Here is a 17,357-nt window from a genome sequence, read left to right on the forward strand (position 1 = left end):
TCATGTCAGATAATTCACTGCACTCGTCCACCTGACGATTCCCCGCCGCTGCCGGAAAGAACACAGACAAGACTCCCCTGCTGCCAGAGGCACTGCCCCTGCAGCCACTGACCGGACACCCGCAGGAAGCAGGTGTCATAGAGCGCGCGCCCGCCGCAGGCAGCACCGTTCTGTTCAGGGTGCAATTGCCCGCCCCCTTGCAAGGCACCATCCGGACCATTGTCGCCCTTCTCTGAGCCGTCCTTCTCTCCGCCCCCTTCAGGCACAAGCGGCGCAGCCGAGCCGGAGCCGAGACTCCCGCCGGAACTGCCGGCTCCTCCGCCTTCCAGCAAAGCGACTGCAGCATACTCAGTTTCCGCTGTCGAAACACCGGTTAAAGGCAGTACCAGAATGATACCCAGCAACAGCATGCGCAGCTTCACAAACATGACTCCGGCCAGCGTCCTATTACCAGTCTTCATATCGCCTCTCTCCATAACAGTCAGCGGACAACGGCACCATAAAACACACAAACAGATATAGCACAACCTTCCGGATGTCCTCAAAAATGTGGGCTACATACCACGCCGCCCACAGCAGAGAGAATGGGTAACACCTCAGTGCGCGGTCCCGACCGGAACCGGCAAAGCAAAGAGAGGGGGGAAAACAGAGTGGGAGGGATAGGCAAAGGTGCCCATGCAAAGCGGACAAATTGGACAGGCTGACAGGACAAACTGGCATGACAGACAGGACAGTCTGGCGGGACATAATGGCATGACAAGCGGGCGGGACAGGCTGACATGACAGGCAGCCGGCAGAACCGGACAAACTGGTAACTCAGGCAACCATCCAAAGCGACGGCCATCACAGGCACGACAACTGAGGCACGACAACTGAGGCACGACAACTGAGGCACGACAACTGAGGCACGCAGGTCAGGGGGCCGTCACCTCCAGAGCCTGACCGCCGAGATGAACGCGCATAATGGCATCATACTGGCTGACGCCGCGCGGGGGATTCTGTTTCATATCATCGAGAGCGTGCTGCAACGCTTCCACAACAGCATCATCCGTGAATCTGTTTACAACAATATACAGCGGCAGCTCCTTCATTACAAAAACCATCTCGTAATCATCAGGGTTGTACCCCAACCGCCGCATGAAATAGGGCGCAACCGTGTCCACATGCGTGATCAGGTCCACACGCTCTGCCTCCAGCATGCGAAATTGCTGCAGATTCTCTGTCAAAAGCGCCAGCCTATCCATGGGAATGCCAACACTTTCATGCAGCAGGCTCGCCGGTGCGCTGTTATTGATAACTCCTATGCTGTATTTGGGGATATCGTCCGCACTATGGATGCGGATATGGCGGGATTTTTTGGCTACCAGCCCCATTCTGACAGTGCACAAGGGGCCGATCCACTTGAAGAGCGGCGCCCGTTCTTCCGTTTTGGCCACACCCAGCAACATGTGATCGGGACGCAGCTCCGTCTCTTTGATCGCCCGCGCCCAGGGCGCCATACGCACCAGCTCCGGGTGGAACTTTATACCGCTGGTCCTCATGATAATCTTGAGAATATCGATGGAGACGCCCTCGACCTGTTTACTGTCTTCCCCCGCATAATGGAAAGGGGGCAGGTCTCCGGCATACACGACAAACTCGCAACGCGCAGGTACAGCATGAAAAAGGCTGCACCATACAACAAGCAACACTGTGAACTGGCTTATAATTTTCATATTCTACAATTTTGTGGATGCGTTATTCGATCATGAGATCCGCAGTGCCTGCCCAAAAGAACTGAATATGCAACGCAACCTATAAACGCACGAGCAAAGCATCAAGGTATGAAATGCATGATATAGAGAAAGCAAAATCATGTCACCTTCAGGGAATCACTATTACATTCATTCTCATCCTTCACGGCGAAGAATCAAGCAACTCCCGTACACGTTACAAAGCAATTTTTCGAACCACCCTATCGCAAACTCCTTTCTCTGCAAAATGTTGCACCGTTCACGGCAACGATTAAATATCCCTGCTCTTGCATAGCTCGATCATATTTCGCGCACTGGTAAAACCGCCCTGCCAATCCCTGCCAATCCCTGCCGGACAGAAGAAATGGCCTCCCCCTTTTGTGACAGCCTGTTGCAAGCCTCTTGCGAGCCGGCACTCGCGGACGCGGCAGGTTCCGGACAGCAAAAAAGCCCCGCGCGCAACAACGGAGCTTTCAACATGTGTATTTGCGAAACCGGAAAAGTTTGCGGCGGTCAGGGTGTTACAATGTCCAATGCCTTATGATCGCCGATATACCGCCGCATAATGGTCTCGAACGGGCTGCGGCCCTTTACGGGTTTCTTCATTTCGTCAAGACTTTGCTGCATGCGGGCCACCACAGCTTCATCCGTGGCTTTATTCAGCGCGACATACAGGTATTGTTCCTTGAATACATAGACCATTTCATAGTCATCAGGTTCGTATCCCATCTGCTGCATATAATGCGGCGCCACGTTGTCATCATGGCACACAAGATCCAGCCTGTCTGCCTGAAGCATGCGGAATAACTGATCACTTCCGGATACCAGCGAGAGCGTTTTCAGAGAAATACCCAGTTCGGACTGCAGCAGACCTGCAGGGGCGCTGTTGATGATCGCGCCTACACTATACCCGGAGATTTCTTCCCGTCCCCTGATCCGGATATGGCGCGCCTTCTTCGCCACAAGCCCGAGCCGGACACTGCAGAAGGGGCCAACCCACTTGAAACGCGTCTCTCTATCTTCCGTCCGGGCAACCCCGAGCACCATGCGCCCGGGGCGCAATTCCGTCTCTGATATGGCTCTGGGCCATGGAATTTTCTTCATGTTATCAGGCGTAAAGGCCAGCTTGCTGCGGCGCATCATCTCTGTCAGGGCATCAACCAGAATACCCTCTGCCTGCTGCTTGTCGTTCACGAAACTGTACGGAGGCATATCCGCCATATACACAACAAACTCAGCACGGGCTGCTGAAACATGCAACAGGCAGTAAAAAAAAAGGAAAATAGAGAGCATACGCCCGGCAAAAGTCATATTCCGGCCACCCTTCCATACTATTCCGTATCCGTGCCAGATTACGGGTAAAAATTCAAAAATCATAAAAATCAAAACGTTACAAACCCTTCCTGAAACACTCGTTCAGCTACCTACTGCCCTGATGCAGATCCCGTCAATGAAAATAGGAGCTCTTTATTGACATACCACATACGAAAGAAGAATGCACATTCTGTGTAAATATCCGCAGCGCGGCTTGTCAGCATGATAATTCATGTTTATTCCTAGTCCTTAGTGCAGCTGAACCGGTTTTTCCCCTCCTCGAACTGCGGCAACGCGCAAAAGCCCGGTTCGGCGCCTCCCCCTGAGAAGCTGATACTCCGAATGGACACCCCCCAACAGGACCAAGGAGCCCCCAATGTCCAAGTTTGATCTGGTCAAACATTATCTCCATGAAATGGAACTGCCCATTCTTTCGGAAGACACCGCTGAAGAGCTGGTGGTTGTCTCCGACCCCGAAAGCGGTATCGTTAATCTGGTTATCGACTGCGAAGAGCCCATTCTGGTTCTCGAACAGCTTATCATGAACATCCCCGCCGAAAGCGGCGATCTGTACAAACGCCTTTTGCAGATGAACCGCAACCTTGTGCATGGCGCATTCGTTCTGAACGAAGACGCATCAATGCTGCTCTTCAGGGACACCCTGCAACTCGATAATCTGGACCGCAACGAGCTTGAAGGCTCTGTGCAGGCTCTCAGCCTTGCCATGGCGGAATACGGCCCCGAATTGCTCGGCTACGTTCAACAGTAGGAAGGAAGCCACATGTCTATTTTCCAGAGATTATTCAAGTTTGCACAGGCTGAAAGCCACGCTGTGCTCGATAAGATAGAAGACCCCATCAAGCTCACCGAACAAGGCATCCGCGACCTCAAGAACGATCTGCAGGCCGCCATGTCCAGCCTTGCAGACGTGAAGAGCATGGCCATAAACACCCGCAAGCAGGCAGAAGCCGCAAAGAGCCGCTCAACGGAATACGAAAAGAAAGCCATGCTGCTGCTCCAGAAGGCCCAGTTTGAGGACATGAACATGGCAGAGGCAGAGCGCCTTGCCACCATGGCACTGGAAGAGAAAGGACGGCAGGATGAAGAATTTGTCCGCCTGAACGCAGAAGCCGAACAGCATGAAAAAATGTCGGCCCAGTTGCAGACCAACGTGAACAAGATCAAATCCACCATCACCAGATACGAAAACGAACTGCGCACCCTGAAAGCCCGCGCCAAGACCGCGCAGGCAACCCGCAAGGTGAACGAGCAGATCGCCAAGGTGGATACGTCCGGCACTGTGGCCATGCTTGAACGCATGAAGGAAAAAGTGGACGCTGAAGAGTCGCTGGCTGCTGCCTATGCCGACCTTGCCACCGAAAGCACAGGGCTGGATAATGACATTGATGCCGCTCTCGGCAACGTCTCCAAAATTGATGCGCAGGACAAGCTTGCCGCGCTCAAGGCCAAGATGGGCATGTAGCAGCGCCACGCGCTGACAGAACGACAGGCAGACGGGTGTACCGTGCTCAGGCAGGTGCGCCCGTTTTTTCCGATCATGCACAGGAACAGGACAGCAAGGTACGTACGCCATGGGACTTTTCGACTTTTTCAAGGACAAGGCAAAACGGGATGAGCAACTCGATTCCATAACCAACCTTACCCTTGATGCCATGCGCCCAGGATTTCTGGTCGATTACGATCTCAAGACATGGGAAGTGAAGGCCGCCAACAAATATATCTGGGGTGAGGCGCTCTCGCTGGAATGGCAGCTGGTTTCCGCCAGCGATACCCTTTATCTGGAATGCGCCACGGACGACGAAACCGAATGGTGCATATCCCGCCCGATCAGCTTCCGCAGTCTCGGCGATGCCGTTCGCAAGACCATTCTCGAAACCGGCGACGCACCGGAAGAAATCGCTTGGCAGGGCAAGACCTATTATCTTGAAGAAACCGCAGGCGGGCACTATTTCGCCAACGGGCAGGTTGCCATGAAGGACGAGGGAGACCCGCTCCTGCTGTGGGACTACGAAACCGAAGACGGCGAGGAGTATCTCACCATTGAGCAATGGGGAGAAAACGACTTCGAAGCCTATGCGGGTGGCCCTGCACACGAATACCAGTTTTCGAACATCCTGCCCCCTGCCCGCTGAACCTTGTCCGGCAGTCAGACTGCTGCCAAAGTCATTTATGGTATTTTTGGGCTCCGCCGGGCAGGAACCTGACGTTCCTGCACCTCGTATAAGCGATGGAAATCCGTTTTTGGACCTCAGTTCCGGCTTAACGGAAATACGGTTTTACTGAAAACGAGGGTTTGTTATTACCCTGAAACGGGGAGGCATGCCTCCCCGTTTTTTCATGGGCTCCCTCACGCTGGCAGAGATTTTCCGCCAACGCACTCATCACATTCCCCCACTTACATGCTGGCATTGTGCTTCATTCAAGCATATATTCCGGCATGTGTTCAGGCACATGTTCAGGCACATGTTCAGGCACATGTTCAGGCGTAAGCTTGAACGGGCCACCACAGGCACGAATACCTGCCCACTCCAATGATCAGGATAAAAGACAGCACCATGGACAATTTCACCTATTGCGCTCCCACCAGAATACTGTTCGGCAAAGGTACCATTCCCGCCATTGCCCCCCACATTTCCGCGCATGGCGTGCAACGCCTGCTGCTGGTCTTCGGTGGTGGTTCAGCCCGCCGCAACGGGGTGTATGATGCCCTCACCGCCGCGCTGCGCGCTGCGGGCATTCTATGGGACGAATTCTGGGGGGTGAAGCCGAACCCTTCGCTTGAGCAGGTGAACGCAGGCATTGCCAAGGCGCGGGCATTCGGCGCACAGGGAGTGCTGGCCGTGGGCGGAGGCAGCGTTATCGACTGTGGCAAGGCCATTGCCGCGGGCGTGCATCTGGACGATTACTGGACCTTTGTGGAAACCCGCAAACCCGCCGAACGCGCCCTGCCGGTTTTTGCCGTGCTCACTCTTTCAGGCACCAGCTCGGAAATGAATGACAAGGCTGTCATCACCAACGAGGCAGAAGCCAAAAAGTGGTCCATAGGCGGCCAGTGTCTGGCTCCCAAGGTTACGGCCATTGATCCGCAGGTGCAGGCCACCCTGCCGTGGTCCCTCACGGCCTCCAGCGGCATAGACGCCATGACCCATGTGATGGAGAACTATTTCAGGGGCAGGCCCGCCACAGCGGGAAACGGCTTCTTCCGCGAAGAAACGCAGCTGCAGATAAACGAGGCCCTGCTGCGGAGCATTGTGCTCAGCCTCAACGCCCTGCAGAAGGATTCCGCCTCGTACGATGCGCGGGCCAACCTTGCTTGGGCAGCCTGCTGGGGATTGAACGGCATGTCCGTGGCCGGACTTTCTTCCGGCGACTGGACCTCCCACGCGCTGGAACACGCCCTGAGCGGGCTCTTTCCGCACATTCCGCACGGAGCGGGACTGGCCGTGCTGTTCCCGTCGTGGATGGAAGAAGTGTATCCCTTTGCGCCGGACATCTTCGCACGATTCGCCCGCAACGTGTGGGCCATTTCCTGCAATCCTGCCGATCCGGCATCCGTGCTGGAGGCAGCACAAAAAGGCGTGGCCGCAACCCGTGCAGCCTTTTCAGGCTGGGGTGCGCCCGACAACCTGTCACACTGGGGAGTGCGCGAGGAGCATATTCCGGTGATGATGCAAAACGCCTACAGCTACCGCGCCCTCGGCAGGCTTGTGCCGCTGAACGAAGAACAGGTTACCCGCATCTACAAGAGAGTTTTGTAATCTGCTGCAGCGCCCGCAGGTTGCATCTCTCTGCTCCGCGTGCGGGATCTCAGAGGCGCGTCAGTTCAACGCAGGGGCCAAGCGGAGGCAAAGCTGCCGCAGCCTCGAAAATGCAGTCCCGCATCCAGCGCTGACCGGCCTCGGCATCGCGCGAGGCATGCCAGAACAGCCGCAGGGTAAATTCCGCATCAGGAAACGGCAGGGGGCGTATGCTCAGCTCATCGCCATGCACCGTCCGCCGCGCAAGGCGTTCCGCCATGGTTCCGGCAAGCCCCGTGCTGCGCACAAGTTCAGGAACGGCCAGTTCCTGCTGGATGGTCACCACGGGAGCAAGGGCATAGCCCGCCTTTTCCAGCACCGAATACAGCACATGCTTGCCTGAAACGCTCAGCGAAAGCGCGATAAAGGGCACTCCGTCAAACCGCGCCGGTTCAAGCACCCCCTTGGCAAGCGGGTGATCGGCCCGCATGACGCAGGCTTCCCTGTCCCTGAGCAGATCCGCGCTCAGGATATGACGCCCCGATACGGGATGGCAGCCCAGCACGGCATCCACTTCCCCTTCTTCCAGCATGCGCAGCCGCTCTTCATGCGTAGTGTGCACAATATGCAGCGACACGCCGGGGGCTTCTGCCCGCACGCGCTCCGTCAGAGGGGGAAGCACAATGGCCCCGCCATAATCGTTCATGCCGATGCGGAAGGTTCGCTGCGCCTCGGAAGGCTCGAAGTTCCCCATATCCCGCACGGCTCCGTCCAGCATCTCCAGACCGGAAAGAATGCCCGGTGCAATGGTTTCTGCCAGCGCCGTGGGCTCCATCACATTGCCCTGCCGGATGAACAGGGGATCATCAAACCGCACGCGCAGCCGACCGAGCGCATGGCTCACCGCCGATTGCGACAGATTGAGATCGCCTCCGGCAAGGGTGAGATTACGCCTGCGGTATACTGCGGCAAAGACCGCAAACAGGTTGAGGTCGAAGGAAGCTGCATGAACATCATTCATGGTCACATTGCTACCATTTCATTTGATTCATGTACAGCGAGAGCATAAGGATATGTCCGGAGGCAATACCCATGACATCGATATACATTCCTTTCGCCATAACGGTTCTGTCCATGGCGAGTTATCATATAGCGCAGAAGCTGCTTTCTTCCAGCCATTCCCCCTTTTCCATGCTGGCCGTGGCATATGCCTTTGCGGCTGTGCTCTGCATAGGGGCGGCCCTTTTGGCAGGCTCCGGCACGGGTGAATCCGGCAACACGGTGCCTCTTTCCACCAAAGACATTGTGCAGCAGGTCTTCACCCTGAAGAACTGGCCAGTACTGCTGCTTGCCATTGCCGTGGTCGGCATGGAAGCCGGCATACTTTTCACCTACAAATACGGCGCATCCATGGGCACGCTCCCCCTGCTGACCAACGGCAGCCTGCTGATCATCACCGTGCCTGTGGGGTTTTTCTTCTTCCGCGAGCATGTGTCGCTGAGCACCTTTGCAGGCGGTCTGTTCGTGCTGGGCGGATTCTGGCTCATGACACGCCACGCCTGACCGCCCCTGTAGAGAAATTCTGTCTTTCAAAATGAAAAGCAAAGGACGCGCAGGCGTCCTTTGCTGTATGGTGCGGGCAAAGTCATTATTGATTTTTTGCCTCCGGCGGGCAGGGGGATAATCCCCCTGCACCCGGTATAAGCGATGAAAATCCGTTTTTTGGCATCAGCCACGGCTTAATGCAGTCTATTTTTTGAAGAACAGAGGGGGGAGGTTCAACGGGGAGCAGCGTCAACGGGCGTCCGCACACGCTGCCACACATCCTTACGCCAGCGGTTCAGCGGACGGCAGCATGCTTCGCCTGCCTGCAATATGGCAGCGGCCTCGGAAGATTCCTCAATAAGCTTGCAGCGATACCGCGCACCATCCCAATAGAGACCGGGGCAGACATCCTGCTCGCCATACCGCTGCTGGCCGGGGATACATTGTGATTTGACGCAGCAGTAGCCGCAGCCCACACACGCACGCTGAAACAGCAGAAGATGCAGCATTGCCGCCTCCATTCCCGTTCGTTGCGGGAACATGGCAGGTTACAGACGACAACTCCGAAAGACGCAGAAAAAACACAACCTGCGCTGCCTGAAAAAGGTTCGCGAAGCACGGCTGCAACCTTGCCCGCTTTCAACCAAACCGCTCGGCACGACAGGAGAAATCCCTATGAAATATCCTAGTCACGGCTATTCCGTTTGACAAGGGCGACAACGGGTAGGTACCTTCGGGCTCGGTTTTCCGCCATGACGGACTTTTCGCGCAATTTCTTATCAGGGAGCACGCTGTGCCTACCACCCGACAGTTCCGCCCGACCACCGGCAATCTGCCTCTGCCATTCTCCCTTCTGGCCGCCATGCTGCTTGCTACCCTGCTTGTCTCGGGCTGCGGCGGATACTCCGGCGAAACGCCCATTGAGCGCGTGCGGCAGGCCCTTGCGGACAAGGGTGACTATTCCATAGTGCTGGCCGACGCCAAGGAAGAAAACGGTCAGTATTTCGAAAAGCTCTACGTGGTGGAAGAGGGAAAAGAACAACCCGAGGCCACCGACTGGCTGGAAACCTCACAGAGCGACTTTGAAGCGATGGTGCCGCTCATCGGCATGACCGTCTTCAACAAGAAAGGCAGCGAAGAGAGCTTCGAGGCCGCCCCTCCCGGCTATGAACACGTGGGCGACCCCAAATACGGTGAATGGCAGCGCGACAGTTCGGGCGGTTCCTTCTGGATGTACTACGGCCAGTATCGCCTCATGTCCGACCTGCTCGGCTGGGGACGCGTGCGCCAGAACGACTATGCCACCTATCAGAACCACCGCCGCAACGGGCAGCCCTACTTCGGCCCCAACAAGGAATACGGGATGAACGGGGAAATGACCCGCAAAAAGCATCCCGACTTCTTCCAGCGGGCGCAATCCAAAGAAGTGATGAAGAAGTCATCGTTTTCCAACAAGGTGCAGAGTCGCATAGGCCGCACGTCCACATCATCCATGCGCGCCCGCAGTGGCGGAGTGGGGAAATAGCCATGTCCTTTACCGAAATCCTTTCAGGCATCGGCCTGCTGCTCGGCTTTTTCGCAGTTTTCTTCATCGGCAAAAAAGTCAACGACCTGTGGCACAGGGAATATGACCTTAACGAGGAACTGGTCAAAAAGGACAACGCTGCGCTGGCACTCACCCTTACCGGCTACTACGGCGGCATGCTCATGACCGTGGGCGGCGCATTGCATGGGCCGAGCGGCGGATTTATCAGCGATATCGGCAACCTTTTTCTCTACGGCCTTTCGGGCATTGTGCTGCTGAACATTTCGTGGCTGGTGTGCGACAAGCTGCTGCTCTACAAGTTCCGCGTGGCCGACGAACTCATCCGCGACCAGAATCAGGGTACCGGAGCCGTCGCAGGCGGCGTATGCCTTGCCACCGGCTTCATTCTTTACGGGGCCATCACGGGCGAAGGCTCGTTCGTGACCATGCTGGCTTTCTGGGCCAGCGGGCAGGCGCTGCTTCTGGTGGCAGGCTGGGTATACAACCGCATGGTTCCCTATGACGTGCATGAAGAAATAGAAAAGGACAACGTTGCGGCCGGCATAAGCTTTGCCGGAGCGCTCATTGCCATGGGCATGCTGGTCGGCCTTACCGCCGCTCAGGATTTTGAGTCGTGGCACGAAACATATGTACCCTTTGTGGTCTACTCCGCGCTGGGCCTTGCCGCCCTGCCCGTGGTGCGCTGGCTGGCAGACAAGGTGCTGCTGGTGGGCGAATCCCTTTCGGACGAAATAGCGCGTCAGGAAGTGCCCAACGTGGGCGCAGCGTACATTGAGGCGTTTTCCTACATCGCAGGCGCGCTGGCCATCTACTGGTGCGTATAACCCTGCCTCCGGTGACCGTGCATGTAACAATCATCCGTAACGGTCAAAGGTTCCCGTCGTGAACAGCATCCGTCGCTTCAGTTTCATCCTGAAGGCCTCCGTCTTTGCCACGGGCCTTTCCGGTATTGTAGCCGAGTATGTCCTGAGCACCCTTGCCACCTATCTGCTCGGCAACGCGGTGTTTCAGTGGACCATCACCATGTCGCTCATGCTCTTTGCCATGGGCCTTGGCAGCCGCATCAGCAAGAATTTCCGCTGGCACCTGCTGGACCTTTTCATCGCCGTGGAGTTCCTGCTCTCGATACTCTGCGCTTCCGCCTCGGTGTTGGCCTACGGTCTGGCCGCACACACCGAAAACATAGGTCTGGTCATCTACGCGCTTGCAATGGCCATTGGCCTGCTCATCGGCTTTGAAATCCCGTTGGTCACCCGCATCAATCAGGATTACGAAGAGCTGCGCACCAACATCGCCAACGTGATGGAAAAGGACTACTACGGGGCGCTCGTCGGCGGCCTGCTGTTCGCCTTTGTCGCGCTGCCGTATCTGGGGCTGACATATACCCCCATAGCCCTCGGCACCATCAACTTTGCCGTGGCCTCCATATTCCTGTGGTCCTTCCGGCACCTGCTCTACCGCAGCCGCATTGCCATAGGCGCATTCTTCGTGGTTACGGCTTTCCTTATCGGTCTCATGCTCGCTGCCAAACCCATCATCCTCTATGGCGAGCAGGCCCGTTACAAGGACAAGATCGTGTATGAGGAGCAGACCGTCTACCAGAAGCTGATCATCACCCAGTGGCGCAACCATTACTGGCTCTACATCAACGGGCAGGAACAGTTTTCCACCTACGACGAAGAGCGGTATCACGAACCGCTTGTGCACCCCGCCATGCAGCTTGCCACCTCGCACCAGAGAATACTCGTGCTGGGCGGCGGCGATGGCCTGGCTGTACGCGAACTGCTGAAATACAAGGACATCGGCACCATAACGCTGGTTGATCTGGACCCCGCCATGCCGCGACTGGCCAGAACGCACCCAGTGCTGCTGGCCGCCAACGGCAACTCCATGGCCGATCCCCGCGTGAATGTGGTGCATGAGGATGCAGGCACGTATCTACGCAATTCCAGCGAGCTCTTCGATGTCATCATCATTGACCTGCCGGACCCGGATTCCGTGGACCTGATGCATCTCTACAGCCTTGATTTCTACCAGATGCTCCGCCATCACCTGTCTGCGGACGGCGTGGTGGTTACGCAGGCCGGCAGCCCCTATTTCGCCACGCTGGCCTTTCTGTGCATAGACAGAACCATGCGTGCTGCGGGGCTTGCCACACTGGCCTACCACAATCAGGTACCCACCATGGGTGAATGGGGCTGGATACTGGCCATGCGCGCAGGAACACACGGTACCACGGGCATGCGTGAACGCCTGCAACACGTGCGCATAGAAGGCATTCCCACCCGCTATCTTACCGGCGAGGCATTGCAGGCCATGTTCACCTTCGGCAAGGGGGTGTTCGACCACCCCAAGGCAGGCGATGTGGAGGTGAACACGCGTCACAAGCCAGTGTTGTACCGGTATTACAAGGAAGCGCGCTGGGACGTGTATTAGAGAATAGTTCAAAGGATAGTTTGGCGGATTGTTTAGCGGACGATTGAACAATGCCCGTTTCGTAATGCTTGGTGCACAGTCCCCCCCCACTCCCCTTATCCAGACCGGCCGACCAAGCTGCATACCAGACAGCACACCAGCCTGCTAAATACGTGCATAAAAAAAGCCGCCTCCCCTGTGCATCAGGAGAGGCGGCTTTATCAGTACATGCCAAATCAGGTTCAGTTCTTCGGCTTCAGTCCACGGGTAATCGCGATGGCATCCACGGGGCAGGTATCCACACAGGAGCCGCAGTTGGTACAATTGGATTCGCCTGGGCGGGTATCCAGCTTGCAATGTCTGTCGCATTTGCCGCAGTCCACACAGGCGGAATTCATGGAATAGCCGAACAGCGAGAAACGTCGCAGCACTTCAAGCACACCACCCGTGGGACACAGGAAGCGGCAGAAGAAGTAGGGAATCAGAAGCCCGAGCAGAATGGCTGCGGAAACCACACCGGTTCGTACCAGCCAGAACAGGTTCGCATGCTCGAAGGTGAGCATAGTGGAATTGACGAACTCGCCGGTACGGATGGGCACAGCCCAGCGCGGGTTATGCATTGCGAAGAAAACATATACCGCACCGGCAGCCGCAAGGTACTTGCCCATATGCAGCACCCGCTTGACCATGGGGGCCATGCGGCGCTTCACCAGAGCAACCTGACTGAAGATATCGGAAAGCGTGCCAACCGGACAGGCATAGCCGCAGAAGGCTCTGCCGAAGAGCAGGCCGGAAACCAGAATGCCCGACAGCACCACCAGCCAGAGCTTTCTGCCGGGGCACTGCACCACGGGACAGTTGGCGCAGCTCACATACGGCACCGCAAAGGGACAGCGGAAGATGCCGTAATAGGAGAACTCCGCCAGAAAATAGAACGAGACAGCCTGAATGACTCTGCGCGGCCACAGCCCCTGCAGAATTCCCTGCCCTTTACCACATGCGCAGGAGCTGCAGGAGCCTCCAGCGTCAGAACTAGTGTTGGCACCCGTGTTGTTAATCGTGCTAGGCATCTACCACCCCGTACTTGTGCGTCAGTCGCTCGCCCTCTTCGGATCGGGCAGGAACAAAACCGGCGGCTTCAAAATGCGCCTGTCCGGCGTCGGAAGTGATGAACTCCACAAAGTTACGCGCGTATTCCTGATCCTTGGCCCACTTCATCACGCCGATGGTGAAGGGAATGGGCGGTGCGGGGAAAAACTCCTCGGGAATATCAATGATCTCGAACGCATCCTTGTAGCGCGGCAGTCGGGTAACGCGCAGTTCCACCACGGCCGCATGCGCCTTGCCGGAAGCCACATCCGCCACGTCATGCTGCACGCATGAACCAAGGTAGATGGACTGCGCTTTGGCCTGCTCCAGCACTCCGCTCTTCTTCAGCACGCCCATGGCGGCCTGTCCGCCGGGCGGGGAAGAATCTGGTGAACACAGGGTTTTCACATCGCTGCGCTTCAGGTCCTGAATGGACGTGATGTTTGCGGGGTTCCCCATGGGCGTTACCAGCACATATCTGGTGTAGCACAAGGGCTGGAACGACAGCATCTTGCCCTGCGCCTTCAGCTTTTTGGCAAGATCGAGCACGCGGGGCGCAAAGACCTCGGTCTGGGCGTTGCCCCCGAGCAGCGACTTGCCAAGCGCACCGGCAAAAGCTCCGGTATAGCTTATGCTGCCGCCGCTCTGCTGCTCATACATGGCATTGGCGGGCATAAAGGCTTCCGCCAAACCGCCGCAGGACCATACCTGCAACGACTGCCCCGCAAAACCGCCGCCCGGTGCCGCCTTGGCCGCCTGCGCCACCAGCGTTGCCGCCAGTGCCGTGCCGCCTGCCTTCAAGAAACCGCGGCGGTTCATACCTGATCGATTGTCTGACATCCGAAAGACTCCTTACCGTGTATTCCTGCCGCATCAGCACGGCATTGCTTGCATTTTCTGAACAAAGCCAGTCCGGGGGGACACTTTGCATATACCTCGTGCAGTTCATCCCGCGTGGGCTTGCGCCTGTGGGCAAGGGCATGGCGGGGAATGAGCGGCATGGGGTTAAACACCTGCACGCCAAGGCCGTCCGCCGTCCGCATAACCGCTTCTGCCTCGTGCATGTTCACTTCCGGTGCCACAACCATGTTCACCTTCAGTGTCATGTATCCGGCCACAGCCTTGAGTCCGGCAATCTGCCGCGCAATAAGCAGGCGGGCGGCCTCTTCTCCATGCAGCCATGTGCCGCTGTCGCAAACTCTGGGCTGCATGGCGGCCACTGTTTCCGGCGTAACGCCGTTCATGGTAACTGTGAGTGTGCGCACGCCAAGATGGATAAGCCTGTCGGCATGCTCAGGCAGGGCCAGACCGTTGGTGCACAGGCACGTTGCCACGTGCGGCACCTCACGGTTCAGCAGTTCGAGAAAGGTGAATGTTTCTTCATTGGCAAGAGGATCGCCGGGACCGGCAATACCTACAATGGCCTGTTCGCCATACTGGTCGAGAAAACGCAGGGTTCTTTCGAGCCCCTGCTCGGGCGACAGGATGCCGGAGGCTGAACCGGGACCGGATAGATCGTGTTGCGGCGAAATGATGCGCTCGCAGTATGCGCAGGCAAGGTTGCAACGGGGAGCAACCGGAACGTGGATTCGGGCGATGCGCCCATGCGCCGCCTCGTTGAAGCAGGGATGCTGAGGAAGGGAAAAGGCGGCGTCACGCCGCGCCGTACAGGGAATTGTGCGCAGCCCGTCCTGCGCTGCAGATATCCCGCAGGCAGACCCGGTGGCATAGGTGGTACTCATGCACGTTCCTTTGAAATAGGGAAAAATCGTGTCTTCGTACCACAGGGGGAACCGGAACGAGAAATCGGTTATAACAATAATAAACAGGCACTATTATCAGCTATTTGAATACTCCGACTCTTCGAACGCAGCAGTCCGGACAAAACGGCAGTCCGGACAAAACGAATGATGAGCAAGGCCGGTCGCAGCATACTCGCCCCCTTTCCGGCGGCGGGCAAAGATATTGAGAACGAAACCGGCAAGGCCGGCCATGCGCTCCACAACGCAATCAGGCATACAGACAGGCAACGGGCTTACACATCCGTTAGTCTGCCGAAGGAGATTCCGAGCTTGCGCATCTTGGCGCGCAGCGTGCTGGGATGCATCTGCAATACCTCAGCCGCACCGTTTTTCCCTTCAATGCGCCCTTCTGTCATCTTCAGCACCTGCGAGATGTGGCTGGCTATCACGTCATTCAGCGGCTCCGGCCGTGAAGGTGCGCCTTCCGCATCAACACAGGCACGCAATCTGCCACAGAACTGCGGGGCTGCCCTCCCTTCCGTGATCAGAGCCCGTTCGATCACATTCTCCAGTTCGCGCACGTTCCCCGGCCAGTGATACTGCTTCATGACTGCAAGCTCTTCAGCGGAAGGCTTGAACTGCCTGCCGATGTTCAACGCCAGCGACTTTTTACGCGAAAAATAGTCGATAAGCTCGGCAAGATCTTCGATGCGCTCCCTGAGCGGCGGGATATCTATGGGAATCACATTCAGCCGATAATACAAATCTTCCCTGAATTTGCGCATTCTTACCATCTCAGGCAGATCCTGATGCGTTGCGGCTATAATGCGCACATCCACGGAGATAAAGCTTGTACCGCCAACGCGCTCAATCTCCTTGTTCTGGATAACGCGCAAAAGCCTTGCCTGCGCCGAGAGTGGCAGTTCTCCCACTTCATCCAGAAAAATCGTTCCTCTGTGGGCTCGTTCAAAGCGCCCAAGCCTGCGCTGCAAGGCCCCTGTGAACGCCCCCCTCTCATGCCCGAAGAGTTCGCTGTCTATGAGCGATTCAGGTATGGCACCGCAGTTCAGCTTGATGAAAGGGGCATCCTTTCTTTGTGAGTACTGGTGGATGGCATTGGCAACCAGCTCTTTGCCCACACCTGTTTCGCCGAGAAGCAGCACGGTACTGTCAGTCGGGCCGACCTGATAGACCTTCTGCATCACGGGATACAGACCAGATTCAGAGCCGATGATATCAAGCTGCAGATCTCCGAACAATTCTGATTTGAGAAAATCGTTTTCCTCTTCCAGCTGCCTTTTGAACTGCTGCACCTGACTGTAATGCAAAAGATTGGCGAATGCGATGCTGAACGGCTCTATCAGCAGCTCCATCTTCTTCACATGTTCTTCTGTGTACCTGTTCTTTCCTTCCGCAAAGATCAGAACCGACCCCAGATGCTGCCCCCGCCAGCCAAGACTCAGCCTGAGATATGAAGTATTCGGCATCATGAACAGCTTCAGTATCCGCCTGTCCCCCGCAGGCAGCAGATCCATGTCATTGACGATGGTCACTGTGGGCATATTGGATTTTTCTCTCCACGCCCGTTCGCGATCATTGGGCGGCATATAGATCCGCTCCGGGAAGAAAATCCATGACTCTGGTCTGGAAGAGACGTGGTTTATCAGACAATTCTCCTCTTCATCCGAAGAGGTGAGCGATATGGCATCCACAGGAATGTGTTCCTTCAGAAACGAAAGCACATTCTGCAAAGCGGCACCCATTTCAAGATCACAAAACAGGCTTTTTGTAGCCTCTTTATAAAATTCGTCTTCGCTAAATAGACTCAACGCATCCTCCCGTCTCAAGCACCTGCATTGTTCCTGAGCGATCACCCAGCTTTCCCTTCTGCCAAAGGTTGCTTTCTCCGTCATATTTAACGGAAGCAAAGCTGCATATCGTCACATATGACAGAAAAACTACCACATATAACAGATAAAGTGAAAGACTCTTTTTATATCACTGAATTTATGAACTTTTTCTCTGGCACGAATAGTGCCTTAGGGGCCTTGCTCTTTAACTATGTTTACTGTGCAGCGTAATCTGCAAGATTGCTCTAAGTAATAGCGTGTCAATTCAGGTGTCATAGATCGCGGGCACTGTTCAGCTTGCTGTTGATGCCCAGATGAGGAGAGATCATAGTGCGGTTCAGAAATCTAAATTCATTCATGCTGAC

General features: G+C 56.2%; 17 protein-coding genes. 8 read left to right on the forward strand and 9 right to left on the reverse strand.

The annotated features are described in order from the left end of the window. Positions 1 to 14 precede the first annotated feature (14 nt). The 3 genes from HUV30_RS01965 to HUV30_RS01975 all read right to left on the reverse strand — a co-directional run bounded on the left by HUV30_RS01965 (position 15) and on the right by HUV30_RS01975 (position 3,110). The gene (locus HUV30_RS01965; protein WP_174403710.1) at positions 15 to 461 is read right to left on the reverse strand and encodes a hypothetical protein; all 447 of its coding nucleotides are present in this window, start codon (positions 459 to 461) and stop codon (positions 15 to 17) included. 453 nt (positions 462 to 914) lie between these two features. Continuing rightward, entirely contained in the window at positions 915 to 1,715 is an 801-nt protein-coding gene (locus HUV30_RS01970; protein ID WP_174403711.1) for a substrate-binding periplasmic protein, read from the reverse strand. A 531-nt stretch (positions 1,716 to 2,246) separates the two neighbouring features. Then, positions 2,247 to 3,110 carry a substrate-binding periplasmic protein gene (locus tag HUV30_RS01975; protein WP_373869318.1) on the reverse strand — a complete coding sequence of 288 codons (864 nt, stop codon included), beginning with the start codon at positions 3,108 to 3,110 and terminating at the stop codon, positions 2,247 to 2,249. A 313-nt stretch (positions 3,111 to 3,423) separates the two neighbouring features. Between HUV30_RS01975 and HUV30_RS01980 the strand changes: the two genes are divergently transcribed. The 4 genes from HUV30_RS01980 (at position 3,424) to HUV30_RS01995 (ending at position 6,826) form a co-directional block, all read left to right on the forward strand. After that, the gene (locus tag HUV30_RS01980; protein ID WP_174403713.1) at positions 3,424 to 3,816 is read left to right on the forward strand and encodes a YbjN domain-containing protein; all 393 of its coding nucleotides are present in this window, start codon (positions 3,424 to 3,426) and stop codon (positions 3,814 to 3,816) included. A gap of 12 nt (positions 3,817 to 3,828) precedes the next feature. After that, a complete protein-coding gene (locus HUV30_RS01985) occupies positions 3,829 to 4,530 on the forward strand; it encodes a PspA/IM30 family protein (RefSeq protein WP_174403714.1) in 702 nt (233 codons plus the stop codon). A 109-nt stretch (positions 4,531 to 4,639) separates the two neighbouring features. Beyond that, positions 4,640 to 5,200, forward strand: a complete 561-nt coding sequence (locus tag HUV30_RS01990) for a DUF4178 domain-containing protein (protein WP_174403715.1) — start codon at positions 4,640 to 4,642, stop codon at positions 5,198 to 5,200. Positions 5,201 to 5,623: 423 nt separating this feature from the next. Next, a complete protein-coding gene (locus HUV30_RS01995) occupies positions 5,624 to 6,826 on the forward strand; it encodes an iron-containing alcohol dehydrogenase (RefSeq protein ID WP_174403716.1) in 1,203 nt (400 codons plus the stop codon). Between the two features lie 49 nt (positions 6,827 to 6,875). On the opposite strand, the gene HUV30_RS02000 is transcribed toward HUV30_RS01995, so the two are convergent. After that, positions 6,876 to 7,826, reverse strand: coding sequence for a LysR family transcriptional regulator (locus HUV30_RS02000; RefSeq protein WP_174403717.1), 951 nt, complete (start codon positions 7,824 to 7,826; stop codon positions 6,876 to 6,878). Between the two features lie 71 nt (positions 7,827 to 7,897). Here HUV30_RS02000 and HUV30_RS02005 point away from each other — a divergent pair, with 71 nt between their 5' ends. Next, complete coding sequence (locus HUV30_RS02005; protein WP_174403718.1) at positions 7,898 to 8,368, forward strand: hypothetical protein; 471 nt, start codon at positions 7,898 to 7,900, stop codon at positions 8,366 to 8,368. Positions 8,369 to 8,583: 215 nt separating this feature from the next. Here the strand turns inward: HUV30_RS02005 and HUV30_RS02010 are convergent, their stop codons facing one another. After that, the gene (locus HUV30_RS02010) at positions 8,584 to 8,859 is read right to left on the reverse strand and encodes a hypothetical protein (protein WP_174403719.1); all 276 of its coding nucleotides are present in this window, start codon (positions 8,857 to 8,859) and stop codon (positions 8,584 to 8,586) included. 284 nt (positions 8,860 to 9,143) lie between these two features. On the opposite strand from HUV30_RS02010, the gene HUV30_RS02015 reads away from it, so the two are divergent. From HUV30_RS02015 to HUV30_RS02025, 3 genes are read left to right on the forward strand one after another with little or no spacing between them, the layout of a single operon-like run. Then, entirely contained in the window at positions 9,144 to 9,875 is a 732-nt protein-coding gene (locus tag HUV30_RS02015) for a hypothetical protein (RefSeq protein ID WP_174403720.1), read from the forward strand. Positions 9,876 to 9,877: 2 nt separating this feature from the next. Further along, on the forward strand, positions 9,878 to 10,720 hold the full coding sequence (locus tag HUV30_RS02020; protein WP_174403721.1) for a DUF350 domain-containing protein: 843 nt from the start codon (positions 9,878 to 9,880) through the stop codon (positions 10,718 to 10,720). A 58-nt stretch (positions 10,721 to 10,778) separates the two neighbouring features. Then, positions 10,779 to 12,332, forward strand: a complete 1,554-nt coding sequence (locus HUV30_RS02025; RefSeq protein WP_174403722.1) for a polyamine aminopropyltransferase — start codon at positions 10,779 to 10,781, stop codon at positions 12,330 to 12,332. A gap of 221 nt (positions 12,333 to 12,553) precedes the next feature. Here HUV30_RS02025 and HUV30_RS02030 read toward each other — a convergent pair whose 3' ends face one another. The 4 genes from HUV30_RS02030 to HUV30_RS02045 form a co-directional block, all read right to left on the reverse strand. Continuing rightward, positions 12,554 to 13,381 carry a 4Fe-4S binding protein gene (locus HUV30_RS02030; protein WP_174403723.1) on the reverse strand — a complete coding sequence of 276 codons (828 nt, stop codon included), beginning with the start codon at positions 13,379 to 13,381 and terminating at the stop codon, positions 12,554 to 12,556. Beyond that, positions 13,374 to 14,240 carry a substrate-binding domain-containing protein gene (locus tag HUV30_RS02035; protein ID WP_174403724.1) on the reverse strand — a complete coding sequence of 289 codons (867 nt, stop codon included), beginning with the start codon at positions 14,238 to 14,240 and terminating at the stop codon, positions 13,374 to 13,376. The genes HUV30_RS02030 and HUV30_RS02035 overlap by 8 nt, the downstream gene beginning before the upstream one ends. Beyond that, entirely contained in the window at positions 14,216 to 15,142 is a 927-nt protein-coding gene (locus tag HUV30_RS02040) for a radical SAM protein (protein WP_174403725.1), read from the reverse strand. The genes HUV30_RS02035 and HUV30_RS02040 overlap by 25 nt, the downstream gene beginning before the upstream one ends. 293 nt (positions 15,143 to 15,435) lie before the next feature. After that, positions 15,436 to 16,971: a sigma-54 interaction domain-containing protein gene (locus HUV30_RS02045; RefSeq protein WP_174403726.1), complete on the reverse strand. Its 1,536-nt coding sequence runs from the start codon at positions 16,969 to 16,971 to the stop codon at positions 15,436 to 15,438. Positions 16,972 to 17,357 lie beyond the last annotated feature (386 nt).

Source organism: Desulfovibrio subterraneus (assembly GCF_013340285.1).
In the GTDB taxonomy this organism is placed as follows: domain Bacteria; phylum Desulfobacterota; class Desulfovibrionia; order Desulfovibrionales; family Desulfovibrionaceae; genus Halodesulfovibrio; species Halodesulfovibrio subterraneus.